The 24,315-nt window shown below is 63.0% G+C and carries 28 protein-coding genes and 2 pseudogenes; 19 read left to right on the forward strand and 11 right to left on the reverse strand.

Features of this window, described 5'->3' with window-relative positions:
- Window positions 1-356: 356 nt before the first annotated feature.
- Both J5286_RS06015 and trhA read left to right on the forward strand, forming a co-directional pair.
- Window positions 357-776 carry a universal stress protein gene (locus tag J5286_RS06015; RefSeq protein ID WP_209189645.1) on the forward strand — a complete coding sequence of 140 codons (420 nt, stop codon included), beginning with the start codon at window positions 357-359 and terminating at the stop codon, window positions 774-776.
- Between the two features lie 149 nt (window positions 777-925).
- Window positions 926-1,597, forward strand: a complete 672-nt coding sequence (trhA, locus tag J5286_RS06020; RefSeq protein ID WP_183796376.1) for a PAQR family membrane homeostasis protein TrhA — start codon at window positions 926-928, stop codon at window positions 1,595-1,597.
- Window positions 1,598-1,610: 13 nt separating this feature from the next.
- On the opposite strand, the gene J5286_RS06025 is transcribed toward trhA, so the two are convergent.
- A complete protein-coding gene (locus J5286_RS06025) occupies window positions 1,611-2,177 on the reverse strand; it encodes a helix-turn-helix domain-containing protein (protein WP_209189646.1) in 567 nt (188 codons plus the stop codon).
- 26 nt (window positions 2,178-2,203) lie between these two features.
- Here J5286_RS06025 and J5286_RS06030 point away from each other — a divergent pair, with 26 nt between their 5' ends.
- Window positions 2,204-2,710, forward strand: coding sequence for a GNAT family N-acetyltransferase (locus J5286_RS06030; RefSeq protein WP_209189647.1), 507 nt, complete (start codon window positions 2,204-2,206; stop codon window positions 2,708-2,710).
- 693 nt (window positions 2,711-3,403) lie between these two features.
- Here J5286_RS06030 and msrB read toward each other — a convergent pair.
- From msrB to J5286_RS06045, 3 genes are all read right to left on the reverse strand, one after another.
- Window positions 3,404-3,814 (reverse strand): peptide-methionine (R)-S-oxide reductase MsrB, encoded by a 411-nt coding sequence (msrB, locus tag J5286_RS06035; RefSeq protein ID WP_113239661.1) that lies wholly within the window; start codon window positions 3,812-3,814, stop codon window positions 3,404-3,406.
- Window positions 3,815-3,945: 131 nt separating this feature from the next.
- Entirely contained in the window at window positions 3,946-4,392 is a 447-nt protein-coding gene (locus J5286_RS06040) for an HIT family protein (protein WP_209189648.1), read from the reverse strand.
- 85 nt (window positions 4,393-4,477) lie between these two features.
- A complete protein-coding gene (locus J5286_RS06045; RefSeq protein ID WP_209189649.1) occupies window positions 4,478-5,290 on the reverse strand; it encodes a class I SAM-dependent methyltransferase in 813 nt (270 codons plus the stop codon).
- A gap of 224 nt (window positions 5,291-5,514) precedes the next feature.
- Between J5286_RS06045 and J5286_RS06050 the strand changes: the two genes are divergently transcribed.
- The 11 genes from J5286_RS06050 (at window position 5,515) to J5286_RS06100 (ending at window position 14,440) form a co-directional block, all read left to right on the forward strand.
- Window positions 5,515-5,730, forward strand: a complete 216-nt coding sequence (locus J5286_RS06050; protein WP_209189650.1) for a hypothetical protein — start codon at window positions 5,515-5,517, stop codon at window positions 5,728-5,730.
- Between the two features lie 153 nt (window positions 5,731-5,883).
- On the forward strand, window positions 5,884-8,262 hold the full coding sequence (locus J5286_RS06055; protein WP_209189651.1) for a putative monovalent cation/H+ antiporter subunit A: 2,379 nt from the start codon (window positions 5,884-5,886) through the stop codon (window positions 8,260-8,262).
- On the forward strand, window positions 8,259-8,678 hold the full coding sequence (locus J5286_RS06060; protein WP_113012427.1) for a Na(+)/H(+) antiporter subunit B: 420 nt from the start codon (window positions 8,259-8,261) through the stop codon (window positions 8,676-8,678). The genes J5286_RS06055 and J5286_RS06060 overlap by 4 nt, the downstream gene beginning before the upstream one ends.
- Window positions 8,678-9,055: a Na+/H+ antiporter subunit C gene (locus tag J5286_RS06065; RefSeq protein WP_209189665.1), complete on the forward strand. Its 378-nt coding sequence runs from the start codon at window positions 8,678-8,680 to the stop codon at window positions 9,053-9,055. Before J5286_RS06060 ends, J5286_RS06065 begins: the two co-directional genes overlap by 1 nt.
- Before the next feature lie 212 nt (window positions 9,056-9,267).
- The gene (locus J5286_RS06070; protein WP_209189652.1) at window positions 9,268-10,827 is read left to right on the forward strand and encodes a Na+/H+ antiporter subunit D; all 1,560 of its coding nucleotides are present in this window, start codon (window positions 9,268-9,270) and stop codon (window positions 10,825-10,827) included.
- A complete protein-coding gene (locus J5286_RS06075; protein WP_209189653.1) occupies window positions 10,824-11,297 on the forward strand; it encodes a Na+/H+ antiporter subunit E in 474 nt (157 codons plus the stop codon). The genes J5286_RS06070 and J5286_RS06075 overlap by 4 nt, the downstream gene beginning before the upstream one ends.
- A complete protein-coding gene (locus tag J5286_RS06080) occupies window positions 11,294-11,704 on the forward strand; it encodes a cation:proton antiporter (protein WP_209189654.1) in 411 nt (136 codons plus the stop codon). Before J5286_RS06075 ends, J5286_RS06080 begins: the two co-directional genes overlap by 4 nt.
- Window positions 11,701-12,033: a monovalent cation/H(+) antiporter subunit G gene (gene mnhG / locus J5286_RS06085; RefSeq protein WP_209189655.1), complete on the forward strand. Its 333-nt coding sequence runs from the start codon at window positions 11,701-11,703 to the stop codon at window positions 12,031-12,033. Before J5286_RS06080 ends, mnhG begins: the two co-directional genes overlap by 4 nt.
- A gap of 443 nt (window positions 12,034-12,476) precedes the next feature.
- Window positions 12,477-12,908: a Ros/MucR family transcriptional regulator gene (locus J5286_RS06090; RefSeq protein ID WP_018901192.1), complete on the forward strand. Its 432-nt coding sequence runs from the start codon at window positions 12,477-12,479 to the stop codon at window positions 12,906-12,908.
- A gap of 274 nt (window positions 12,909-13,182) precedes the next feature.
- Window positions 13,183-13,620, forward strand: a complete 438-nt coding sequence (locus tag J5286_RS06095; RefSeq protein WP_209189656.1) for a helix-turn-helix domain-containing protein — start codon at window positions 13,183-13,185, stop codon at window positions 13,618-13,620.
- Entirely contained in the window at window positions 13,613-14,440 is an 828-nt protein-coding gene (locus J5286_RS06100; RefSeq protein WP_209189657.1) for a DUF6456 domain-containing protein, read from the forward strand. Before J5286_RS06095 ends, J5286_RS06100 begins: the two co-directional genes overlap by 8 nt.
- A gap of 28 nt (window positions 14,441-14,468) precedes the next feature.
- Here the strand turns inward: J5286_RS06100 and J5286_RS06105 are convergent, their stop codons facing one another.
- Window positions 14,469-14,891, reverse strand: coding sequence for a SufE family protein (locus tag J5286_RS06105; RefSeq protein WP_209189658.1), 423 nt, complete (start codon window positions 14,889-14,891; stop codon window positions 14,469-14,471).
- Between the two features lie 204 nt (window positions 14,892-15,095).
- The gene (locus tag J5286_RS06110; RefSeq protein WP_018898964.1) at window positions 15,096-15,623 is read right to left on the reverse strand and encodes a DUF5330 domain-containing protein; all 528 of its coding nucleotides are present in this window, start codon (window positions 15,621-15,623) and stop codon (window positions 15,096-15,098) included.
- Window positions 15,624-16,076: 453 nt separating this feature from the next.
- On the opposite strand from J5286_RS06110, the gene J5286_RS06115 reads away from it, so the two are divergent.
- From J5286_RS06115 to J5286_RS06130, 4 genes are all read left to right on the forward strand, one after another.
- On the forward strand, window positions 16,077-17,618 hold the full coding sequence (locus J5286_RS06115) for a sensor histidine kinase (protein ID WP_209189659.1): 1,542 nt from the start codon (window positions 16,077-16,079) through the stop codon (window positions 17,616-17,618).
- A complete protein-coding gene (locus J5286_RS06120; protein ID WP_209189660.1) occupies window positions 17,590-18,672 on the forward strand; it encodes a peptidoglycan-binding domain-containing protein in 1,083 nt (360 codons plus the stop codon). The genes J5286_RS06115 and J5286_RS06120 overlap by 29 nt, the downstream gene beginning before the upstream one ends.
- A 105-nt stretch (window positions 18,673-18,777) precedes the next feature.
- The gene (locus J5286_RS06125; protein WP_209189661.1) at window positions 18,778-19,155 is read left to right on the forward strand and encodes a hypothetical protein; all 378 of its coding nucleotides are present in this window, start codon (window positions 18,778-18,780) and stop codon (window positions 19,153-19,155) included.
- A 49-nt stretch (window positions 19,156-19,204) separates the two neighbouring features.
- Complete coding sequence (locus tag J5286_RS06130; protein ID WP_209189662.1) at window positions 19,205-19,561, forward strand: DUF1491 family protein; 357 nt, start codon at window positions 19,205-19,207, stop codon at window positions 19,559-19,561.
- A 6-nt stretch (window positions 19,562-19,567) separates the two neighbouring features.
- On the opposite strand, the pseudogene J5286_RS06135 reads toward J5286_RS06130, so the two are convergent.
- From J5286_RS06135 to J5286_RS06145, 3 genes and pseudogenes are all read right to left on the reverse strand, one after another.
- A pseudogene (locus J5286_RS06135) lies at window positions 19,568-20,242 on the reverse strand (DUF2336 domain-containing protein); the annotation flags it as partial.
- Window positions 20,243-20,491: 249 nt separating this feature from the next.
- Window positions 20,492-21,037 (reverse strand): annotated as a pseudogene (locus J5286_RS06140) (DUF2336 domain-containing protein); the annotation flags it as partial.
- A gap of 224 nt (window positions 21,038-21,261) precedes the next feature.
- Entirely contained in the window at window positions 21,262-21,468 is a 207-nt protein-coding gene (locus J5286_RS06145; protein WP_018898959.1) for a hypothetical protein, read from the reverse strand.
- A 533-nt stretch (window positions 21,469-22,001) separates the two neighbouring features.
- Here J5286_RS06145 and J5286_RS06150 point away from each other — a divergent pair.
- On the forward strand, window positions 22,002-22,190 hold the full coding sequence (locus J5286_RS06150; RefSeq protein WP_112983287.1) for a hypothetical protein: 189 nt from the start codon (window positions 22,002-22,004) through the stop codon (window positions 22,188-22,190).
- 25 nt (window positions 22,191-22,215) lie between these two features.
- Here J5286_RS06150 and J5286_RS06155 read toward each other — a convergent pair whose 3' ends face one another.
- The gene (locus J5286_RS06155) at window positions 22,216-22,767 is read right to left on the reverse strand and encodes a DUF1254 domain-containing protein (RefSeq protein WP_018898956.1); all 552 of its coding nucleotides are present in this window, start codon (window positions 22,765-22,767) and stop codon (window positions 22,216-22,218) included.
- Window positions 22,760-23,347, reverse strand: a complete 588-nt coding sequence (locus J5286_RS06160) for a DUF1214 domain-containing protein (protein WP_026283084.1) — start codon at window positions 23,345-23,347, stop codon at window positions 22,760-22,762. Before J5286_RS06160 ends, J5286_RS06155 begins: the two co-directional genes overlap by 8 nt.
- Window positions 23,348-24,315: the final 968 nt, after the last annotated feature.

The following is a 24,315-nucleotide window of genomic DNA, read 5'->3' on the forward strand; positions in this document are numbered from 1 at the left end:
GGGTCTCCTGCCCGGGATAAGGAGGGCGTACCGGCGCCGGCAGCAAACTGCTGCCCATAGCGATGCCAAGGAAGGTTCGCCGGTGCATGCGTGTGATGGGTCCTCTGGCCGCTGTACTTGCATCCTATATGGCGCATCGCGATTGTTCACAGAAGTCCCGTTTTTGACGATGAAGCGTTCGATATCCATTGACGACTTCCGCGCGTGATCTTGATCCCGATCGAGCTACCGGCTTGATCCCGATCGAGCTGCCAGCTTGATCCCGATCGAGCTGCCAGCTTGATCTCGATCAAAGCGCCATATGTATTTCAGGAGGATATTGTCACCATTACATGCAGTCATAGAGGAGTTGCATCATGTACAGGAAGATCATCGTCGCGGTCGAAATCGGCGCGCTCGCAAACGGGGAAATGACCTTCCGCAAGGCCGCCTCGCTGCTCGATAGCGGCGGCGAAATCATCATGCTCAACGTCGTCGAGGACATCCCGACCTATCTCGGCGTCGATATCCCCGTCGACCTGATCGAAAACGCCGCCAAGGATGCTGAGGAAAAGCTGCAGGGCCTGATCGTCAGCACCGGCATTCCCGCCAAAGTCGAGATCAGCCACGGCCGGCCCGCCAGCGGCATCATCGCCTCGGCCGAGGCCAACCAGGCCGACCTCATCATCCTCTCCTCGCACATGCCCGATTTCAGCAACTACTTCATCGGCGCCACCGCCGACCGCGTCGTGCGCCACGCCAAATGCTCGGTGCTGGTCGATCGCCGCAAGGCGTGAGCGCAAGCCTATAAAAGGGAGGCGGAGATGCGGGAGGCTGCCACGGCCTCCCGCCTCATCCGGCTTCACGAAGATTTATACCGGACACACAGCGCTTGTGTTGCGCGCAAACCATTTCGATGCGACGATCCCGGCCTAACGAATGGGGCATGGTCTGCATGGGCGAGTTCAACGGCATCCGCTGGGCTTATGACAAATACGAGCTGATCGCCGATGGCATCGTCCACGGCGTGGGGCTGGCGCTCGCGCTGGTCGGTGCTACCGTGCTGATCTTCTACGCCACCGTCTGGTCCTCGCATGGCGAACTCGCCGCCGCCTGGATCTACAGCCTCGGCCTGGTGCTGACGCTCGGCATCTCGTTCTCCTACAACGCCTGGCCGGTCTCGCGCACCAAGTGGTTCCTGCGCCGGCTCGACCATTCCTCGATCTTCATCCTGATCGCCGCCACCTACACGCCGTTCCTCGAGCGCGGCGCCGACAACCCTCTACTTCTCGGCATGCTCATCGGCATCTGGGCCGTGGCCTTCATGGGCGTGTTCCTGAAATGCGTCTTTCCCGGCCGCTACGACCGTCTGGCGATCCTGCTCTATCTCGCCATGGGCTGGAGCGGCGTCATGGTCGCGGGGCCGGTCGCCGAGCGCATCCCCTATGCCTCGATGCTCCTGATCGTCATCGGCGGCATCATCTATTCACTCGGCGTGATCTTCCACGTCTGGGAAAAACTGCGCTTCCAGAACGCCATCTGGCACGGCTTCGTCGTCGCGGCTGCCGCGGTCCATTACACCGCGGTGCTCACCTGCTTCAGCATGAGCCCGGCGTGACACCCACCAATATTCATCCAGTCTTCGTCAGCGTCACCACATAGCGGCAGGTCTCGTCGCTATCGTTGCGAAACTCGCAATCCACCGCCGGCCCGAGCAGCAGGCAGTCGCCTGTCTCAAGCGCATGCACCATCTCGCCCTCGACGAAGGTTAGCGCCCCCTCGGTCACCCAGATGCATTGCCGCAGAAACACGAAGGATGCGGCCGGATAGGCGACGCGGGCGCCTGAGGGCAGTTCGACCTCGACGATATCGAACGGGCTGCCATCCGGCGAAACATGGCGCCGCGTATAACCGGTCTCCGGGTCGGTCCAAAGCGGCTGGTCTTCGCGCCGGCGCAGCCGCTGGCTGCCCGCCTCGGCGCGCGCGATCAGCGACGATACCGTCAGCCCGAAGGCGCCGCAGAGCTTGCCCAGCAGCGAGGCCGTCGGGCTGCTCTCGCCGCGCTCGACCTTGTGGATCATCGCCCGCGATACGCCCGAGTGATCCGAAAGGTCGCTCAGAGACCATCCCCGCAATTCCCGCTCGGCGCGGACGCGACCGCCTAGACAGCGATCGAAATTGTCTGATATAGTGGACATAGTGAATTTATAGTGGATAGACTATCATGACGCAACCCACCCTCATCCGCGACGCCACCGAGGCCGATCTGGCCGCGATCCGCGATATCTACAATCACGCGGTGGAGCACACGACGGCGATCTGGAACGAGACGGTCGTCGATCTCGACAACCGCCGCGAATGGTTCGCCATGCGCCGCGCCCGCGGCTTTCCGGTTCTGGTCGCCGAGAAGGATGGCAAGATTGCCGGCTACGCCTCCTATGGCGATTGGCGCGCCTTCGAAGGCTTCCGCCACACGGTCGAGCATTCCGTCTATGTCGAAAAGGACCACCAGGGGGCGGGTATCGGCAAGCAACTGATGACGGCGCTGATCAAGCGCGCCGGCGAAAACGGCATCCACGTCATGATCGCCGGCATCGAGGCCGGCAACAAGGCCTCCATCGCGCTGCACGAAAAACTCGGCTTCCGCAACGGCGGCACCTTCCACGAAGTCGGCATCAAGTTCGGCCGCTGGCTGGACCTGACGTTCATGGAGCTGCGGGTGCCCGGCTGATGGTGGCGTGCGAGGGGCGACGAAAAGCCATTTAAAGGGTGAGAGGGAATTCGGCACCCCATTGAAACACAAGCGTTTCCTCCCTCGCGACGTCATCCTCGGGCTCGTCCCGAGGATCTAACCACGGTGCAACGGGTTGGACGTGAATGGACCACCCAGTGCGCGTGCCGACATCGCATGGGCACCCGTCGAAAGCACCATCACCGTTGCATTCCGGGAGGCGTGCTTAGATGCTCGGCACAAGGCCGAGCATGACGGCTGAGTATGTGGCCGGCGTCAGTAAATGATCGAAACGGCGGAGCCTCGACCCGGCAACCCATTGAAACGCCATCACTTCCTCCCTCGTGACGTCATCCTCGGGCTCGTCCCGAGGATCTAAGCACGCCGCAACGGGCTGGACGTGAGTGGATCACCCGGTAGGCGCGCCGGCATCGCATAAGCGCCCGCCGAAAGCACCATCACCGTTGCATTCCGGGAGACGTGCTTAGATGCTCGGGACAAGCCCGAGCATGACGGCGGAGTGTGTTGCCGACGTTGGCAACCTATTGAAGCAAAAGCGCTTCCTCCCTCTCAACGTCGTCTTCGGGGTGAACCGGAGCCCCGACGGCGGAGAGGGACGGCAGCCGTTCCACACCACAAACGCAAAACGCCCGCCGCAGTCTCCCGGGCGGGCGTAATTAATCCGAATCGCCATCACTTGTCCGGCGTAAACACCATCGAGTGGCCGTTGATGCAGTAGCGCAGGCCTGTCGGCGGTGGGCCGTCGGGGAAGACGTGGCCGAGATGGGCCTCGCAATTGCCGCAGCGGATTTCGGTGCGCACCATGCCGTGGCTGGTATCGCGATATTCGGTCACCGCGTCTGGCGAAACCGCCTCGAAATAGCTCGGCCAGCCGCAGCCGGCGTCGAATTTGGTGTCGGAGCGAAACAGCGGCGCGTCGCAGCAAACGCAGCTGTAGAGCCCCGTTTCGAATGAATCCCAGTAGGGGCCGGTAAAGGCCCGTTCGGTGCCGTGCTGGCGGGTGATGCGGTACTGCTCGGGGGTGAGCTGTTCCTTCCACTCGGCATCGGTCTTGTGAACCTTGGCGATCGTCGTATCGGCCATGGAGTGCTCCTTTCACGCAGCTGTGGCTTGCGGCGAGTGTTTTTTGATTTCTTCGAGAATGTGGTGCTGTTGTCTTAAACGATCAAGGGACCGCGCGCGCCCGAAGGTCGAGTTCGCGGCCGCCGTGTCGATCAAACCACAGCCCCCTGCGCCTCGATATACCCTCTCAGCTTGGCCACCAGAGCGGCCTCGCCGTCGCCCGATTTCGCCGCCTCTGCCCACGAATAGCCCATGCAGGCCGGGCGGTGGCGCTTGTCCTCGGGCTCGCTCAGATAGCGCGGCATGATATGCGCGTGCAGGGCAGGCTCGGCATTGCCCCAGATCTCGTAGTTCACCCGGGCGCAACCGGTCGCCGAGAGCAGCGCGTCGCCCGCCAGCGCCATGTCGCCGAGAAAGGCGGCGCGCGCCTCGGGAGAGAGGTCGTTGAGGCTCGGCACGACGGGATCCGCCAGCAGCAGGCAGTAGCCCGGCAGCGGCTGCACATCGCCGATGACAAGCCAGCCTGAACGCATGCGGCAGATCACATAAGGGTTCGTGCCCGCCCGCGCCATCGCCACGCGCTCTTCGATAAGGTTCATTGCGATTCCCTAAAGGATTGATTCCGTTTGAATCTTCCTATGCTCCAAAGAGGCCGGGCCGCGCAATGGGCTGGATGAGGCAAACCTACCCCGAGGCCAAAATCACATGCGCCTGGATCTTGGCGGCGATCTCGCCGTTGCCGTGCTTGCTCGCGAGCGCCGCCTCCGCCGCCTTGGTCGCGGCCTCGAGCTTCGCAGGGTTTCGCGCCTCGATCTCGCCTCGCAAAGGCGTTCCCTGGCAATAGGCGACGGCCACCTCGCGGGCCGATGGCGCGCGGCTGATATCTGGGCGGGTGTCGATCTCGATCTCCTTGAATCCGGCGCGCGCGAGATCGTCGCGGATCTGGTTGCGGTCGTGATAGCCGTGCGGCGTGCGCTCGGCGAAGCGTGGCGGATCCTCAGGAAACACGGTGGCGAGCGCCTTGGTCACGTCGTCGGCGAACACGTTCGTCTCGATCCGGTCCCAGACGCTGAACAGAAGCCGGCCGTTTGGCTTGAGCACCCGCCGTGCCTCGCGATAGGCCGCCGGTCGGTCCGGAAAGAACATCGCCCCGAACTGGCAGCAGACGAGGTCGAAACTCGCATCCTGGAAGGGCAGCGCCATGGCATCGGCCTGTCGCCAGACGACACGATCCTCGGCCGGCTGGTGCAAGCGGGCATAGTCGAGCATGGCCTGGTTGAGGTCGGTCGCGATATAGGTCGCGCCTGGCGGGAGCAGTGGCGCAAGCGCCCGTGTGACGGCGCCGGTGCCGGCCGCGATCTCGAGCACCGCCTTCGGCTTGAGGGCGGCTGCCCGCCGCGCCAGGTCGGCGGCATAGGATGCGAAAATCAGCGGCACCATGTGGCGGTCGTAATTTTCCGGAACGGAGCCGGCGAAGATCTTGTCCGCTTCCAGCATCGCCTCATCCTCCCTTGATGATTGGCATTTGCTATTGCGAGGAGACTACCACGAAACGCCGTCTGCCGCTCGTCTCAAGCGCGGTTATCGAGCCCTTCATCGCATCGCCCGTTCGGATGAACGCCGGTTCATCATAAGAGCCAGCTAATGTCGCCCCTGATCCTGGCTATACTTGGTGAAAAGCAAGCATCGGGGCCAATGGCGAGCATCGGGGGGATGCTGAAATGAGTGATACCATTGTTGTCAGCGCTTATTGTGCGATCTCGAGTGTCTTCATGCTGATGACGGCGCTCGAAGGCTGGGCCGTCAGGGGCGGATGGACGCTGGCACGCGGCTTCGGCCTCGCCGCCTGTTCGCTCTGGCCGCTGTTGTTGACCGCCTTCCTTCTACATGCACTGCTGGCGCCAAGACGCATGCCGCGTCTCGCCCGCGCCGCCTGAAGCAGCCCTCTTTGCGCCGCCATCCGTCCCCGCGCGCGAGACGTCCAACCCTCATTTGGCCGATCTAGCTTGAGATGGCGGCGCTCTTCTTCTAAACCTTGAGCGCATCTGATTTGTTTGGGATTCGCTGATCTCAGGGGTAGGGGAGGCTGAATGGCCGATGGCACGGCATTAACGTTTGCGGCACTGTGCCTGCCATTTCTTGGCGCCGTCCTTGCACCGTTTCTCGTCCGCGCATTCGGCCACAATGCCGCCTGGCTGCTGGCGCTCGCGCCGCTTCTCGCTTTCCTTCGCTTCGCAAGCCTTCTGCCCGAGATCGCCGCCGGCACCGTCATTCGCGGCGGTTATGCCTGGGCGCCGAGCCTCAATCTCGATTTCGCGTGGATGCTCGACGGCCTGTCGGTCACCTTCGCGCTGCTCATCACGGGCATCGGCACGCTGGTCGTGCTTTATGCCGGCGGCTATCTGAAGGGCCATCCCGATCTCGGCCGTTTCTTCTCCTTCATCTTCCTGTTCATGGGCGCGATGCTCGGGCTTGTCGTCTCCGACAGTTTCCTGATGCTCTTCGTCTTCTGGGAGCTGACGTCGATCACCTCCTTCCTGCTGATCGGCTTCGATCACCGCCGCGAGGCCTCGCGCCGCGCGGCATTGCAGGCGCTGGTCATCACCGGCGGCGGCGGATTGCTGTTGCTCGCCGGCCTGTTGATGATCTGGAGCACGACAGGCGCGTCCGAGCTTTCGGTGCTGTTGCAATCGGGCGATCTCTTGCGCGCCAACCCCTATTACATGCCGATCCTGCTGCTCATCCTCGGCGGCGCCTTCACCAAGTCGGCGCAGTATCCGTTCCACGCCTGGCTGCCCAACGCCATGGAAGCGCCGACGCCGGTTTCGGCCTATCTGCATTCCGCGACCATGGTCAAAGCCGGCGTCTATCTCCTGATGCGCCTCAATCCCGCCATGGGCGGGACAACACCCTGGGAAACCATCCTGCCGCTCTTCGGCGGCGTCACGCTTGTGGTCGGGGCGCTGCTTGCCGTTCGCAAGACAGATCTGAAGCTGAAGCTCGCTTACACCACGGTGTCCTCGCTCGGCCTTCTGGTGCTGCTCACCGGCTTCGGCTCCGATTACGCCATCGAGGCGGCGGTGCTTTATCTGGTCGCCCACGCGCTGTTCAAGGGCGCGCTGTTCATGGTCTCGGGGATCATCGACCATGAGACCGGCACGCGCGATGTCACCCGCCTCAGAGGGTTGAGGACGGCAATGCCGCTCACCTTCGCGATCGCGCTCGCCGCTGCCCTGTCGATGGGCGGCCTGCCGCCATTCGCGGGCTTCCTCGCCAAGGAGGAGATCTACGCGGCGCTTGCCCATGGCGATCCACGCTCGATCCTCTTCGCGATCCTGGTGATTGCCGCCAATGTGCTGATGTTCGCCATCGCCTTCGCCGTCGCCTTGAAACCCTTCCTCGGCGCCCCGGTCGAAACGCCTAAACATCCGCACGAAGCCCCACCGCTTCTCTGGCTCGGCCCGGCCGTGCTGGCCTTGCTCGGCCTTCTCGCCGCCCTGTTTTCGGCAACGACCCATCGCTTCATCTCCTCGCCCATGGCTTCATCCGTCAGGGGAGCGGCGACCACGATCGAGAGCTCACTCGCCCCGCATATCGGGCTGCCGCTGCTTCTGTCGCTCGTCACCATCGCGCTCGGCATCGCCGTCTACTGGCAGCTCGATCGCGCCCGCGCGCTGATGGCGGCGCTGTTGCAGAAATTGGGGCCGGGGCCGGACCAGGGCTTCGACAATGCCATATCGGGCCTTGTCGCATTCTCCGTGCGCATCACCCGCATCCTGCAGCCCGGCCGGCTGGAGATCTACGTCACTTGCACCTTCCTCGCGGTCGCCGCCATCCTCATTCTGCCGCTCTGGCTGTTCGGGGAGGGGCCGTCGCTGCCGGCATGGCCGGCAGGCGTGCAGATCCACGAATGGGGCGTCTTCCTGCTCGCAGTCATCGGCCTCGTCGCCGTCATCATCGCCCGCGACCGGCTGACGGCGATCGTCTCGCTCGGCATCCAGGGCTTTGCGGTGGCGCTGATCTTCCTGCTCTTCGGCGCGCCCGATCTCGCCTTCACCCAGCTCATGGTCGAGACCCTGTCGGTCGTCATCCTCGCGCTGGTCATGACGCGACTGCGCCTATCGCACACCGATCCGCGTCCTCTTCGCCAGATGCTCTTCGACGGCGCGGTGGCGGTTGCTTGCGGCACCGGCCTGACGTTGCTGCTGATGAAGGCGACCGAGGCGCCGTTCAGCGCCACGCTCAGCGATTTCTTCAACACCTATTCGAAAACCATCGCCCACGGCGCCAATGTCGTGAACGTCATCATCGTCGATTTCCGCGGCACCGACACGCTCGGCGAGATCGCCGTCGTCGCCATGACCGGCCTTGCCATCCTGGCGCTGATCCGTGTCCGGGCAGGGGCCGAGCGCAAGCTTGCCGCAAACGACCCCGATGCGCCCGATGACCTCGGAGTGGAGCGCCCATGAACACGCTTATATCACGTACCATCGCTCCCGTGTTGACCGCACTGATGCTGCTCTTTTCCGTCTTTGTGCTGCTGCGCGGCCATAATGAGCCCGGCGGCGGCTTCATCGGCGGGCTGATCGCGGCCTCCGCGCTGGCGATCTTCGGCATCATCAGGGGCACCGGCGCCGTGCGCCGCGCCATCGTCTTCCACCCGCTGTCGATCGCGGGCGCCGGCCTTCTGATGTCCTCCGTAGCCGGGCTCATCTCGATCCTCTTCGCCGTGCCCTTCATGACCGGCCTCTGGATCTATCCTGAGATTGCCGGCGTCGAGGTGCCGCTGTCATCCGTCATGCTGTTCGATATCGGCGTCTATCTCGTCGTGGTCGGCGCGGTCACCTCGATTGCGCTGTCGCTGGAAGAGCGGGAGGTCGAATGATGGAGCCGCTCTTCGCCATCCTCGTCGGCCTGTTCTTCACCGCCGCCGTCTATCTGATGCTGTCGAAATTCTCGATCCGCATCATGCTTGGCATCGCCATCCTCGGCAACGCCGTCAACCTCCTGCTCTTCACATCAGGCCGCCTCACCCGCGAAGTGCCGCCGATCATCCCCGACGGCCTCGACGCGCTGCCATTGGGGGCAGCCAACCCGCTGCCGCAGGCACTGATCCTGACGGCGATCGTCATCTCATTTTCGCTGCTCGCTTTCCTGCTGGTACTGACCTATCGCGCCTATCAGGACATCGGCACGGATAACACCGACGAGATGCGGGTGGCTGAGCCAGATGAACCGACTTTGCCGCCGGTGGGGTATTGATGATGGCTGGTGTTGTGCCGTGGGTTACCCCCCTCTGCCCTGCCGGGCATCTCCCCCACAAGGGGGGAGATCGACTCGTTGCGACGGCATCCCCAAACAATGAATATGGAGCGAGCGGCCGAGCCCAGCCAATCTCCCCCCTTGTGGGGGAGATGCCCGGCAGGGCAGAGGGGGGTGTATCCGCACCACGCCTATGCGAGGCCACCCCCTGAATGGCCACCCCCACCCAACCCATCACCGACCTCTCCGCAGCCCTCGTCACATCCCCCGTGCCGATCGCCCACTGGCTCGTCATCGCCCCGGTAGCGCTCTGTATCACGCTCGGCGCCATCCTCCTGATGGCCCGCGGCTCCGTCCGCCTTCAGGCCTGGCTTGCCATCCCCGGCCTCGCGCTGCTCGTCGCCCTCGACGCCGCACTCCTCGTCAAGGTCATGGCCGACGGCCCGCTCACCATGGTCATGGGCCGCTGGCTGCCGCCCTTCGGCATCGCATTCACGGTCGACACGCTCTCCGCCGTCATGGCGCTGACGGCGGCGATCGCGGCCTTGGCTGGCTCCATCCACGCGCTCTCCGATATCGACGACACCAACCGGCGCTACGGCTTCTTCCCGTTCCTGATGATGCTGATGGCCGGCGTCACCGGCGCGTTTCTCACCGGCGACATCTTCAATCTCTACGTCTGGTTCGAGGTGCTGCTGATCTCGTCCTTCGGCCTGCTGATCCTGGGCTCCGAGCGCAAGCAGATCGACGGCGCGATGAAATACGCCGTCCTCAATCTCCTCGGCACGACGCTGTTCCTGATCGCCGTCGGCATTCTCTACGCCATCTTCGGCACGCTCAACATGGCCGATATCGCCACCAAGGCCGGTGAGCTGAGCGCGACCGCGCCGCTGACGACGCTGGCGGCTCTCTTCCTGCTCGCCTTCGCCATGAAGGCCGCGGCTTTCCCGGTCAATTTCTGGCTGCCTGCCTCCTATCACACCCCACGCATCGTCGTGTCGGCACTCTTTGCTGGCCTGCTCACCAAGGTCGGCATCTATGCGCTCATCCGCGTGCTGGTGGTGCTCTTGCCGCTGGAGCGCGAGGAACTCAGCCTGCTGATCGCCATCACGGGCGCTGCCACCGCCATTCTCGGCGCGCTCGGCGCGTTGGCGCAGGACGATGTGAGGAAGCTGCTCGGCTATGTCGTGATCTCAGGCATCGGCAACATGCTGATCGGTATCGCCATCGGCACAACAGGCGCACTGTCCGGCACTGTCTTCTATGCGCTGCATTCCATGCTGCTGATGACGGCACTCTATCTCGCGGCCGGCCAGATGGCCTTTCTCGGCGGCAGTTTCTCGCTGACGAGGCTCGGCGGTCTCTATCGCCGCAATGGCCTCTTCGCCGCCATCTCGCTCATCCTCTTCTTCGCCGCCTGCGGCCTGCCGCCATTCTCCGGCTTCTGGCCGAAACTCATCCTCGTCAAGTCCTCGCTCGATGTCGGCGCCTGGTGGCTGGCGGCCGCCGTGCTCGTCAGCGGCTTCCTGACGACGATCTGCTTCGGCCGCGTCTTCCTGCTCGCCTATTGGCGCCCCGCCACCGAAAGCGCCGAGACCCATGTCGCCACCGGCTGGCGGACGATGCTGCCGCTCCTGCTTCTTGTCGTCTTCATCGTCGGCTTCGGCCTGCTGCCGGAGCGTCTGCTGGCGCTGACGCAATCCGTCGCCACCGAACTCACCGATCCCTATCCCTATATCGAATCCGTCTTCCCGGGAGGCGTCGCGCCATGATCGCCTTGCTTCTCAATCTCCTGCTGGCGATCGCCTGGGCCGCACTCAGCGGCAGCACCTCGGCCCATAATCTCGTCCTCGGCTTCGCGCTCGGCGCGCTGGCGCTCTTCCTCGTGCGTGAACCCTTCGGCAGCAAGGCCTATCTCTGGCGCCTCTGGGCGATCACGTCGTTGGCGCTGCTGTTCATCAAGGAGCTCGCAATGTCCGCCATCAAGGTGGCGACAACGGTGCTCAGCCCCAAGATGAACCTGAAGCCCGGCATCTTCGCCTTTCCGCTCACCGTCGATCGCGACTTCGAAATCACGCTGCTCGCCAACATGATCACCCTGACGCCGGGAACGCTCTCGGTCGATGTCTCCGACGACCGCAAGACGCTCTACGTCCATGCGCTCGATTGCGCCGATCCGGATGCGATCAGGCGCGATATCGCCAATGGCTTCGAGCGCAAGATCATGGAGGCGTTTCGATGACACCCGACGCGATCGTCTCCATCTCCGCATCCGTGGCCCTCGTGGTCCTCGCCGTCACCTTCCTCGTCGCATCATGGCGGGTCATCGTCGGGCCGACCCTGCCGGACCGCATCCTGGCGCTCGATACGCTGTCAGGCACGGCGATCGGCTTCCTCGCCGTCGTCGCGGTCAAGACCGGCTTTGCGCTCTATATCGATATCGCCATTTCGCTCGGCCTCGTCGGCTTTCTCGCCACCGTCGCCTTCGCCCGCTTCGTTCTGTCGCGCGGCCCGCTGCCCGCTTCGGCTGGACCGGTGGCCGCGCAAACGGATAAAACCATCCGCCCGGCCTCGAAAAAGCCCGATGCGAAGGTGAAGAGCGATGCCAAGTTAAAGACCGCGCGCAAGACGAAGAAGGACAGGACATGATGGACTACATCACCGCCAGCGTCGTTTCCGTGCTGCTCTTGTCGGGCGCGCTTTTCGCGCTGGTGGCGGCCCTTGGTATTGTCAGATTGCCGGATTTATACACGCGCATGCACGCCGCCTCGAAAGCCGGAACGGTTGGCTCGGGTCTGTTATTATTTGCGGCCGGCATCGAATCAGGAGAAATCGCGGTATTTGCACGTTCGCTTGCTGGTTTCGTGTTTTTTATACTGACGGCTCCGGTCGCCGCTCATCTCTTGGCCAGGGCGGCACACAAGACAGGTTATCGTCTGTTACCGCCTTCGGTGCGCGACGATCTTCTTGAAAGGTAAGAGTGCTATATATTCAAGATTTTAAGCAGTTTTTTGCAGTTTTAAGCAGATGTGAAGATGATTAATGTTTCCTTCGCGCTATATTAATTCTTGGGATAGAGGCGTTTTTTGACAGATATATATGAAATATTAATTGGCGTTTTCGCAAAACGGTGATAATTGATGCTCAAGTAGAGTTCTGATATTGAATTAGAATCACATTGCATAATTCCTCGGTCGCTTTGAATTTCAATGTTTAATTGAGGGTCGTGTGCGGGTGTGTGCGTACTAATGCAAGATCAGGCAGTATAAGAACGGGTTTCGGCCTCAGGAATCTAGGGGTGGATTTCAGTTTTTCGAAACATGTAGCCGCAGACTGAGTTTTTTGCTGTTCGCTCTACGATAGCGGTCCGGGGCCAAGGAGGCTCTAGACCTTTTGAGCATGCAAACAGGAGAAACGAAATATGACGGATACTGCAGCCGGAAGCGGGCCAGAATTGCTGGTCGAGCTTACCGCGGATATCGTCGCAGCGTATGTCAGCAACCACGTCGTGCCGGTTGGCGACCTCGCCAATCTTATTTCGGACGTGCATTCGGCGTTGAGCAACACGTCGACGCCGACACCGGCCATGGCTGTCGTTGAAAAGCAGAAGCCTGCTGTCTCTGTGCGCAAATCCGTCCAGGATGAGCAGATCACCTGCCTCGAGTGCGGCGGCAACTTCAAGTCGCTCAAGCGCCATCTGATGACTCACCACAGCCTCTCGCCTGAAGAATATCGCGAAAAGTGGGATCTGCCGGTCGACTACCCGATGGTAGCACCAGCCTATGCCGAGGCGCGCTCGCGCCTTGCCAAGGAAATGGGCCTTGGCCAGCGCCGCAAGCGCGGCCGCGGCTGATAGATTTGTCGCATTGAACGATCACGATCAGCCGGGCGAGAGCCCGGCTTTTTCGTGTCTGCGCATGTCTCCCGAAAGTGGACACCGGTTTCGGGATAAAGACATGCGGCAAGCAAAGAAGGCGTTAAGGCGACGAGGAAAATAATCCCAAATAATTTCAATCCTCGTTAAAATTCGTGAGCGAAATCAGCCGAAAACGATCAAGGCGCGCTTTCGTTTATCCCCATTCCTGTATAGCGTGTATGAATTAATTCCTATTCATAGGAGTATTCATATGCCGATTGGACATTTTTCCCCGCCCGGCGCCGCGAATGCGCCGCTGTCCCCGCTTTATGGGGAAGAGCAGACCGCCCTCTCAAGGGATGATCGCCCACAGTCCGCCACGGATGCGGTGCGCGCCGTCTGCCGCATCTGCTCTGAGGTTACGACCGAGATGGTGATGATCGCCGGCCAGCGCGTGCAGATGCGCCGCGACCGCCGCCGCACGCTCTGCCATATCAGACAAATCGCCATGTATGTCTGCCATGTCGCGCTGCAGATCCCGCTGCATGAGATCGGCACCGGCTTCGGCCGCGATCGCACCACGGTCAGCCATGCCTGCCACGTGGTCGAGGATCGCCGCGACGATCCCGCCTATGACGAGTTCGTCGCCGCCGTCGAGCGCACCGTCAATTCCATCTTCCGGTCCGGCGGAGGCTACGGCCATGAGTAAATCCCCAAGGACGAAAACGAAGCAGGCCGCCTCGCAAAAGCCGATGGTCAGACTGCTGAAGCTGCTGATCCGCGGTGAGGCACGCCGCCAGCAGGGCGAGGGGAGCGATATCGATATCCTCTTCGCCGACGGCACGGCCGCCGGCTTTCCCTTGAGCATCATCGCCGAAGCCCGCGCCTCCGGCCTCATCGAGGAGCAGGGCGATCTACTGCGCGCGTCCAATCAGGCCCGCGCCTATCTGCGCCGCGCTGCCGCCGAGGCCGATGAGGTCTTTCTCACCCAGCACGCGGAGATCGAGACGAGCGCCCGGGAGGTCGACGGCGTCGTCAGGCGGCTGCGGGTCAACAAGGACGAATCGCCGCTCGCCAGTATCGAGCGTCTGAAGGACCGCGATGGCGCCGCCTTCATGCCCGAGGCCGCGATCAAGGCCGGCGAGAGGCTGCATGCCGATTTCACCCGCGCCCAGCTGCAGCCGCGCGTCACCGCCTCCTGGGAACCGCGCCTCTCAAGCCGCGCCAGCGGCGGACGTGGCGGCATGGCGGATCTGACCGACAGCGCCGTCGCCGCCCGCCTTGCCGTCAACCGCGCACTGGAGGCGCTGGGGCCGGAACTGTCAGGCGTGGCGCTGGATGTCTGCTGCTTCATGAAGGGGCTGGAGACGGTCGAGCGCGAGCGGCAATGGCCGGTGCGCTCTGCCAAGCTGATGCTGCGCACCGCACTCATGGCGCTCTCGCGACACTACAACCCGCAACCGCCATCCCGCCGCCCGCGCATGGAGCATTGGGGCGCGCCGGACTATCGCCCGGAACTCTGGTCCTGATCGTTCAATCTGAAAGGAGAGGCTGGCTTTACGCCGCCGCCCGCAGCCGCGCTTCCTCGCGGATGCGGTTGACCATCGAGCGCAGCCCGTTGGAGCGCTGCGCCGAGAGGTTCTCGACAAGGCCCATCTTGCCGAACACCTCAAAGGCGTCGAGAGCGGCGATCTCGGAAGCCGTCTTGCCGGAATAGGTGGCAAGCACGATCGCCACTAGCCCGCGCACGATATGCGCGTCGGAATCGCCCTCGAAGGTCATCACGGGATTGTCGCTGTCATCCGATACATGCGTCACCAGCCACACCTGGCTGGCGCAGCCCATGACCTTATTGGCGGAGGTCTTCTTCTCGTCCGCGAGATCAGGCAACGCCTTGCCGAGTTCGATCACATAGCGATAGCGATCTTCCCAGTCGTCCAGGAAGGTGAAATCGTCGATGATCTGATCGAGGGACGTCATGCAAATGGCCTTTCGTTGTCTCCCGATCATATAGGGGATGGGCCACTAGATTTGAACCATTAAAAAAAGAAACGCCGCGAAGGATGGGCATCCTCGCGGCGCAGCAAAATGCTGAAAGTAAACAGGGCAGGCACGTCAGGCACAGGGCGGGGCCATTGGCCGGCGCCGGTGCAAGCTTTGGGTGCGGCGTCGCCGCGGAATTCGTTAGATCGCCGGACGCGGGGTCGGCAGCGGAATGGTGCCGGTCGTGACCCGATCGGTCGCGACATGGGCGGCGGCCGGGCTGTCCTCGCCGTCGTCAACAGGCGGGCGGTAAGGCATCGGCTGGTTCAGCGCCACGGTACGGTCATCGCGCAGCTGCTGCGGGGCGGCTGCCGTTGCCGGCTCCACGGCCGTCGCAGGCGCCAGGCCGACGGAAGGTGTCGCGGTCGTTGCAACAGTGGCGCTCTTGCCGCTGCCGAACTTGCTGTCGAGCAGTTCAAAGGCAACGAGGGCGCCGGAGCGGGCCCGCTCGCCGAGAACGCCGAGCGTATTGGCGCCCTTGGCGCAAACCTCAGGCTTCTCGCCGCACATGCCGCTCAGATAGTCATAGGCGCCGGTCACGGCGACGAAGGCGTCTGCGATCTGCAATGTCGATCCGGTCTGCGTGTTCGTCTGGCGCTCGCCGCTGAAGAACGACAAGGCGACGAAGAGAAGCCCGAGCCAGATCGATGATTTGAATAGAAACCACATGTTCGTTGCCCATCCTGTTTTCCCGCTCGGTCTTGCCGCCGAATCAGGTCCGTCTTCCGGTGTGATTTCACCCTAGCCAAAACTTGCGAATGCCGGTTTTCGAAACTCGGTGGCATTTGCGTCAAATTTAGTTCAAATTTTAATCGAAACCGCATTCGGCGCATTTCGGTCGAATTGTAGCCATTGGCGTTAAGCATGCCATGAGCCACCTCCTGTAATTGCAGGCTTTCCTTGAAGCGCGCTCGTCGCAAGCGTTAACGACTTGCCGAAAAATGAGCGAAATCCGTCGCTTACTCGCTGTTAACCGTAAAAAACAAAGGGCCCTTCCGGTGGCCCAAAATGGGACTTTTCGCGCTTTCCGGCCGGGGAGCGGCACTTTCCCTTATTCTTTCCTTAAGCGCCCGGGGCCTATTCTTGGGCCTCTGTGAAGAGCCTTTTTAGGGCGGGTATTGCGTGCTTGTATTGAGTGACATCGTGGATCGGGCGACAGCCCTCGTGGACCGGGCGGCGGATCGCTGGCTCTCCCGGACGGGAGGAAGTGCCGCGGTGCGCCAGCGCGAGCTGACCATCCTGCGCCGGCTTGCGCTTCTGTCTTCGGCGGCACTTGTCGTCGCCCCCGCCGCTCTCTCTATCGTCACCAGCCCGGCCGTCGCCCTTCCGGCCGGCGTTGCCGCCGTCGTCGGTGGTTTCCTGTTTTCGGCCGTCGGCAGCATCGCGCTGTCGCGCCAGAGCATCGTCACATCGGGTGTCGCCACCCAGTCCGCCGAAGAGTTCTTCATGGAAGCCTCGGCCGGCCTCATCCTGTTTCTCGATCCGCAGGGTTTCGTCGTCAATGTCGGCGGCCGCGACAAGCGCGATTACCTCGCCTGGATGCGCGCGCCTGACGGTCGCGGCTTCATAGAGCAGATCCACGTCTCCGACCGCATCCTCTTCCTGCAGGCGCTCGACCGGCTGCGCCAGGGCGAGGGGCAGGCGGCCGTCGATCTCCGGCTCGAGCGTCCGTCGGTCTCGGTCGACAATCGCCAGTTTTCCCATCTCAGAACCGATCTCACCGCGCGCCGCGATAGCGATGGCGCGCTTGTTAGCGTCGTCGCCCAGCTGCGCGATGTCTCCGCCGAGCATCAGCTCCGCGTCGAGGCCGAAGCCCATGCCGCCGATGCCCGCTCGGCCAATGATGCCAAGTCGCGCTTCCTGGCGGCCGTCAGCCACGAGCTGCGCACGCCGCTCAACGCCATTCTCGGCTTCTCCGATATTCTGATCGGCGAGTATTTCGGCAAGCTCGCCAATGAGCGCCAGCGCGAATATGTCGGCCTTGTGCGCGATTCCGGCGCGCATCTGCTCTCCGTCGTCAACACCATGCTCGACATGAGCAAGATCGAGGCCGGCCGCTACGAGCTGGTGCTGGAACCCTTCGATATCGCCACCGTCGTGCGCTCCTGCGAGGCCATGCTCGGGCTGCAGGCGAAGACCAAGGGCGTATCGCTGACGAGCCGCATCCAGCGCGGTCTCGACGAGGTCGTGGCCGATCAGCGCGCCATCCAGCAGATCCTCATCAATCTGGTCGGCAATGCCGTCAAGTTCACCGAAGCCGGCGGCGCGATCTCGCTCGACGCCTCTGTGCGCGACGGCATCCTGACGCTCTGCGTCTCCGATACCGGCATCGGCATTCCGGCCGACAAGCTGCAGCTGCTCGGCCAGCCTTTCGTGCAGATCCAGAACGATTACACCCGCCGGTTCGAGGGCACGGGCCTCGGCCTGTCGCTGGTCAAGGGCCTGGTCGCGCTGCATGGCGGCGATTTCGCCATCGCCAGCACGCCGGGTTCCGGCACCATCATCACGATCTCGATTGCGGCGGATGGCTCCGGCGTTCCCGTCGTGGATCTCTCGGCCAATCACCCGGTCGAGTTTCCGCCACGGCTGAAAGCGTCGACTGGCATGACCGACATCTTGGAAGAGGGGCTTTTCGATGGCCGCGAGCAAGCGAAAATCGCCTAAGGGAAAGAGGGGCAGGCAGAAGCCGAGCCTTCTTCTCACCGGGGCTGCCGCCGTTGGCGGTTTGGGGCTGCAGGGCATTGGCTTGCTCGGCGGCGTCATCGGCCGCAATCCGTCGATCACGGGCGGCACGGCCGCCTTCCTCGTCATCTTCTCCTTCGTCGCCGCCAACGCGCTCTGGTATCAGCCGGGCGTGCACCCGCACCCGTTCCTGCGCACCCGCGACAGCCTGTTTCCGAGCGCGCTCATCGGCCGCCCGCCGGTCGAGGAACACACCGGCGAGGTCACCACATTCAAGATCGAACGTGAAGGCGACGGCGAGGCGAATAGTGCCGAGACCACCAACGCCGTGCCACCGGCGCCGGTGGCCGGCCAGCCGGCCAACCAGCTGGTCATGGACATCCAGGCCGAACTCGTCCGCCGCGGCCTTTATAACGGCGCGCCCGACGGCGTCATCGGCCCGCGCACCAGCGCCGCCATTCTGTTCTTCGAGGAAACCGTCGGCATGCCGCAGAGCGGCGACGCCACGCCCGAGGTGCTGGCGGCACTCAGAACCGACTCCATCGGCCCATCCGCCATCCCCACCGAGCGCCCGCGCGAGGATGTCTCGGCCCAGGCGCTCGCCGAAGACCCGGTCGCTGCCGCCATCCGCAGCGCCGAACATCAGGTGAAGACAGCGCCGACGCCAAAAGCGGCCCCCAAGCCCGCCCCGGTTTCGGCCCCGGCAGCCCAGGTGCCGGTCAGGCAGGTACCGGTCCAGAAGATCTCCGCTCCGAAGAACGCACTGGAGCCCGTTCCGGCCAGGCAGACCTCCGCCGCCCGCGCCGCCGCAACGCCCTCGACTTCGCCGTCATCGACCTTGAACAGCGTCGATCTGGTCCTGAAGATCCAGCAGGGCCTCGCCAACATGGCCTACACCAATGTCGGCGTCGACGGCGTCGTCGGCGAACAAACCCGCGTCGCCATCCGCCATTTCCAGAAGCACTACAACCTGCCCGAAAACGGCGAGCCCAGCGAGGCGGTGCTGAAGAAGCTCAAGGATATCGGCGCGCTCTGAGCGGGTTATACCCAGCCACAATTATGACGTGAATTGCTACAAGAAAGACACCCCTGTCAAAGTGGGGCGTCGATGCATCGTTTCGTCATGTTGGTGGCCGCAGCTATGACCTCCCTCGGTTACTCCACGGTCGTCGCGGCCGGGGCAGAGAGCAAGCCTTACGAGTTCCCGGTGCGCTATGCCGTCGTTATCGACAACGCCGAACCGATCTCGGGCGAGGTGACCTGCAAAAGCGACCGGGATTGCGAACTGCTTGATCACAAGAAGCCGGAGCTCAAGCTTGTCCTTCGCGGACAGAGCCCGATGCAGTATCTATCCGCCTCCTGCTCCCCCAATTGCCTGCTCTTGCCCGAACACCCAATCATTACTCCGCAAGAGACGCCGCAGTTGATGAAGCTCGATTTGTCCGTAGGCGAAAACCCCAGCCCGAGCGCCGTGCTTTTGACGCGGCACCGGATCGGAACGGTCTTCATCGCCTATTGAGCTTGGCCGCCGCGTTGCGGCCCCGCGCTCCCCGGTCTATACCGCCTGCATGAGACTCCGCACCGACATCTTCGTATCCGCGCTGCTGCGCCGTGTCTTCGCCAAGGGCGATTTCGCCGCCGTCGAGAAGAAGGGGGCCGACGAGGCTGGCGCGGTCTTCATCCGCCAGCATTTTCGCGATGGCTCCGAGACGCTTTATGGCCCGGCGCCGCAGAGCTTCTTCGACGAGGAAGACAGTGGCGAACGGCTGTTCGAGATCAGGCTCGAGCGCAAGGATGCCGAGGAGATCAGAACGATGCTGGAGCGCGAGTGCAAGTTCGACAACGACCTCTGGATCGTCGAACTCGAAGCCGATGATGTTGCCGATATCGTGCCGCTCGCCAGGGAGCGCGACGATCGCTTTTAATTCAGATCAGCGCGAACGTCCGACGAGCCGCATGGCGCGCGCCGGCGGCTGGTGGACGGCGCGGGCATGCGAGGTCTGCTGCGTGACCGGATGGGGTGCGGCCGGCGCCTGTTCCGGCAGATAGGTATAGCTGTCGGCCCGACGCCATGCCTCGACGCGATCGCGGCATTCTCCCGGATCGAGCGCATCGAGCACCATCCAGGCGCGGGTGACGCTGTGCTGTGCCTCGGCCAGATGCGGATAGAGTTTTTCCAGAACGAAGACGGCATCGGAAAAATCCATGCCGATGCTGGTCAGCGTCGTCGCCATCTGCTGGCCCGACGTGTCGAGCATGATGCGCTCGGCAAGCCAGCGGCTGGCCGACAGCGTATCGGCAAGCGCCGTCGCGAAGGCCACCGCCTCGCGGCTGCGGGCAAAGCGTACCAAAAGGGCCGATTGCAACGTCGAAAGGGTGCGAAGACCGAGCCGGTCGTTATCGTCGCGACCAAGATGGCGCGCCAGGCCACGCAGCGTGTCGCGAACCTCTTCCTCGCGCGCGCCGCCGGTGGCGGGCGTCGCGGCGGTCTCCGCCGGGGCAGGGGAAGCTATCGACCGAGCGCTCAGCTGTTCGGCTGCCGCAGGCAGCACGTCGGCGGTCTGCGTCGGCTCGGCGGGATGGACGGCGATCGTCTCGACCACCACGACCTCGGCGTCGGTTTCGATGGCTACGGTCTGCACTTCGACGGCAACAGACGTAGCGGCAACAACGGATACCGTCTCGGTGACCAAGGACGCCTTTTCGGTGGCCTCGGACACTATTTCGGTGACCAAAGGTGCAGCCTCTGGGGCAGCGACCACCACCGTGTTGACCACGGCCGTAGCCTCGGCAACCACAGGCGCGACAGCCTCGACAGTCACCGGTTCGCTGATCTCGACCCTCACGCTTGCCGTCTCCGCAACAGCGGCCGGCCGTTCCTGGCTGGCTGGCGCAACGAACGGCATCGCCGCACTGGCGAGCGCTTCCGCCACCTCGGCTCTGTCGACTGTTGGCGCCGGCTCGATCGTCTCCACCTGCCGCTTCGGCGCGGCATGGCGCAGCCCGACCAGCACGTCGATCACCCGCGGAGAAAGCGCATCGCGGCTGACGATGGCGCGCATGTGCTCGACGCCCTGCGTGCGGGCAACCGTAATCAGCGTATCGTCGTCGATCGCGGGCGAGGAGATGAGGAAGGGGGCGGAGATGGCGATCGGCTGGCAACCGATGAACAGCGCGACCGCCTGCGGGATGGCGGCGCACTGCGAGAGCGCTGCCACGGCCTGGCGCTTGGCGTCTTCGGAGGAGGCGACGAAGAGGGGGGTGAACAATTCGGCGAACTGGCGAAGCTCCGATCGGGTCGGCGGCTGCAATCCCTCGAAACTGCTCACTGTCGCCATGAGAACCACGTCCTTCTTCCGGCTCGCGGAGGGGGCCTCTAGGTCTCGAAACCGGTCACGCACAAAACACACCCTGAACACGCTAGAGGGATGCCGCTGGCCTGGACGCGAAGACGCCTCTACCACATACGGGATATGAACAAATCCTACAGGGACACGGTTAACCGTTGCTGAAGATTTGAGGGGAATCGTCCCGAAATGGTGCTGTGCAACATCACTAGGCGCGGCGTCCGCCGGCCCGGTCGCTGCCCGCTAAACGAGTGATGGGGATGACTTGTATGGACGGCTTAAAGCGCCCGGTGTCCGCGCAGCGCGGTGAGCAGCCTGTCGGGATCGTCATAGCCGGACTGGTAGAGATCGAGCGCCGTGGAGGCGGCGACCTGCGCCTTCGAGCTCTTGATGTCGATGCGCTTTTCCGCGCACCAGGCATCCAGCGCGTGGCGCAATATATCGAGATCCTCAGGCGAAAATGTCGACCCAATCATCAGAGACATCTGTCTGCCCACCCTGGTTAACCGTCAGACCCAGTCCCCAGATCAAATCCAGGGTCGGCCGCGTTTTGCCCTGCAGCCGATAATGCGACCTTAGCGGCATCTCGGCGAACTGCAATTAATATTTTTGTGAGGTAAATTTGCAACATTGGTGATGGCGGAGCCCGTGTCCGGCGCTGTATCGCTAACTATATGATTTAAAGCTAAAATTTGTGACCGATGGAAACGGCGGATCTTTGCGATCGGTTTGCAACCAAAGGGCGGGCCCCTGCGTTTTAATGGAGACGTCGATCGACAAGGATTCTCCGGCCGAACTTTAATATTCTGTTAACCACCGTCTGTCTCAATCCGGGAAGCAGAACGTGCTCCTAGAGAGGGGCGCCATCATACGCATCACGGTATTGTTCACGATATGCCGTGAGAAAGGCGCGAATGAACCCGATGCCGGCAGACCCGGCCAAGGGTGCGCCGGTCCGCGCAGGCGGGCAGGGTGAGATCTGAGCTTCATCCGTCTCGGGCAGTGCAGGGAGACGACAATGGCAATAGTCATCGCATTGGCTGATCGTCTATCTCGGACGCCAGGCCGCAAGGAAAGATCATCAAGCGTGGAAGGATCGCCGCTCGAAGCGCAGATCCTGCTCTACACAGGCGTGCGCTACGAACGCCTGACCGACCCCGACAAGCCGACGGCCGTTCGCCGCGCCTCGCGCTCGAAGACCAAGTAGTCCAGACGGGGTTATTTGGCGGCCGTTAGTTGGAGGGAGCGAATTCCTCGCAACCGGCTTCCGACAGGAAGCTCTTGGCCGCCGCGTCGAAGCTCGTCTGCGGTGCCAGCGTTCTCAAAACCGCGTATCCGCCCGATCGCGTCGTTTCGACCAGGATCGTTCTCTGAAGTTCCTGCGGCAGCGACTTGCGCAATTCGGTCAACTGGATCGGGCTGCCGATCAATATATCCACCGCGCCGCCGACCGAGGTCCGATCGTTCATGCTGAAAATCTCGTTCGACGCATCGTCGAACAGCGCGATAGACCAGAAGGGCACGTTGCCCCTGGCCGTGAACCGCACCGGGTTCTCCTCGATATCGAAGGAACAGACGGCGGTCCGCACGAAGGGATCGTCGTTGGAAAGCCCCGCCGTGTCCTCGGTGCCTCCGAGCAGATAAAACGTATCGAGATCGCCTTCGGACGCGACGCGCGTCGCCGCATCCTTGCCGGTAAAATGCGGCAGCGACAGGATAATGACGAGATGCAGCAGGGCGGCGCCGAACAGGCCGGCCAGAAGCGCGAACAGAACCCTAAGCATTGCCGCACCCTGTCTTTTCAAGCTTCGGCATCGCCAGATCGATGACGCCGGAACTGCCGGCTGTCGGCGTGTCGAACAGCGTCAGCACCAGCTGAAACGTGCCGGCCGCCGGAAGCGCCAGCCAGTTGTTCGGCCTTGCGCGGGTCGAGATGTCGATGGTGAAGCTGCTGTCTGGCTGGCGCAGCACCGTCCACGAATTGAGCGCACCCGGCAGCCCCGGCTGCAGCGAGGCAGGATTGCCGGAATTGTCCGATGTGAACAGCGTCCAGATCCGCGCCGGCGGCGTCTGCCCGGTGATCCGGTAACTGCAACCCGCCTCCAGCCGATTACCGGCGTCATCCACCTTGGCGGTAAACATCAGCCCCTCTGCTGACCCATAAAGCAGCCGGCCTGCGCGCGCGCGGTGCGACTTCGCGTAAGGATCGGCATTCTCCGTCTGCAACTCCGGAAACGCCTCCCACGCGCCAAGCTTGATGGCGCCGAAGCCCGCGGTCGCATTCAGCGCATAAAGCGAAACGAGTATCCCGCCGCCGAAAGCGATTATCAGCGTCATCGCGATAAAGAGAGGAAATCGAAACACCGGTCGCCCTTGATAGCCAAATCAGTTGAAAGGGTTACCACTGATTCTGGCTGGGCGGAATGGTGGAGGGGGAAAAGGTGGGGGCGATGAGCGTCGACCGACCACGACTTCGTGGAACGCCGACGGCAACCCACCCGCGACATCATGCTCGGTCTTGTGCCGAGCATCTGCCGACGGTGCCTCTCGGGCGACGGTAGTGGACACGTGGCTCCGCGCCGGGCATCCGCACCGTTGCACTCTCGGCGGCGTGCTTAGATCCTCGGGACGAGCCCGAGGATGACGTCGCGTGTGTGGTTTTCACTGTGGAAACAAGCGGTTGCCGGTTGCGCTCATCCGTTGTGAGCGCCGGCGGCAACCCCATCCCCGACGTCATGCTCGGTCTTGTGCCGAGCATCTGCCGACGCTGCCTCTCGAGCGACGGGAATGGACACGTGGCGCCGTACAGGGCATCCGCACCGTTGCATTCCGGGAGGCGTGCTTAGATCCTCGGGACGAGCCCGAGGATGACGTCGCGTGTGGGGTTTTCGTTGTGGAAACGAGCGGTTGCCGGTTGCGCTCATCCGTTGTGAGCGCCGGCGGTAACCCCACCCTCGACGTCATGCTCGGTCTTGTGCCGAGCATCTGCCGACGTTGCCTCTCGGGCGACGGTAGTGGACACTTGGCGCCGTAGCGTGCATCCGCACCGTTGCACTCTCGGCGGCGTGCTTAGATCCTCGGGACAAGCCCGAGGATGACGCCGAGTGTGGGGTTTTCGCTGTGGAAACAAGCGGTTGCCGGCAAAATCGCCCAAGGGCAGCCTAGCCCCTCACTCCGCGCTAGCCATCTTCTGCGCCGCCAGCGGTGTGGCGGTCTTCAGTTCCTCGCCGATATCCTTCAGCAACTTCGTCGATTCCACCGAGAGCATCCGTGGCCGCACCAAAGGAGGAGGGGCGCCGGCGGCGGGTTTGGTGGCGGCGATGGTTTTGGGG

The sequence above is a fragment of the Rhizobium sp. 16-488-2b genome (assembly GCF_017741815.1).
Taxonomy (GTDB): domain Bacteria; phylum Pseudomonadota; class Alphaproteobacteria; order Rhizobiales; family Rhizobiaceae; genus Rhizobium.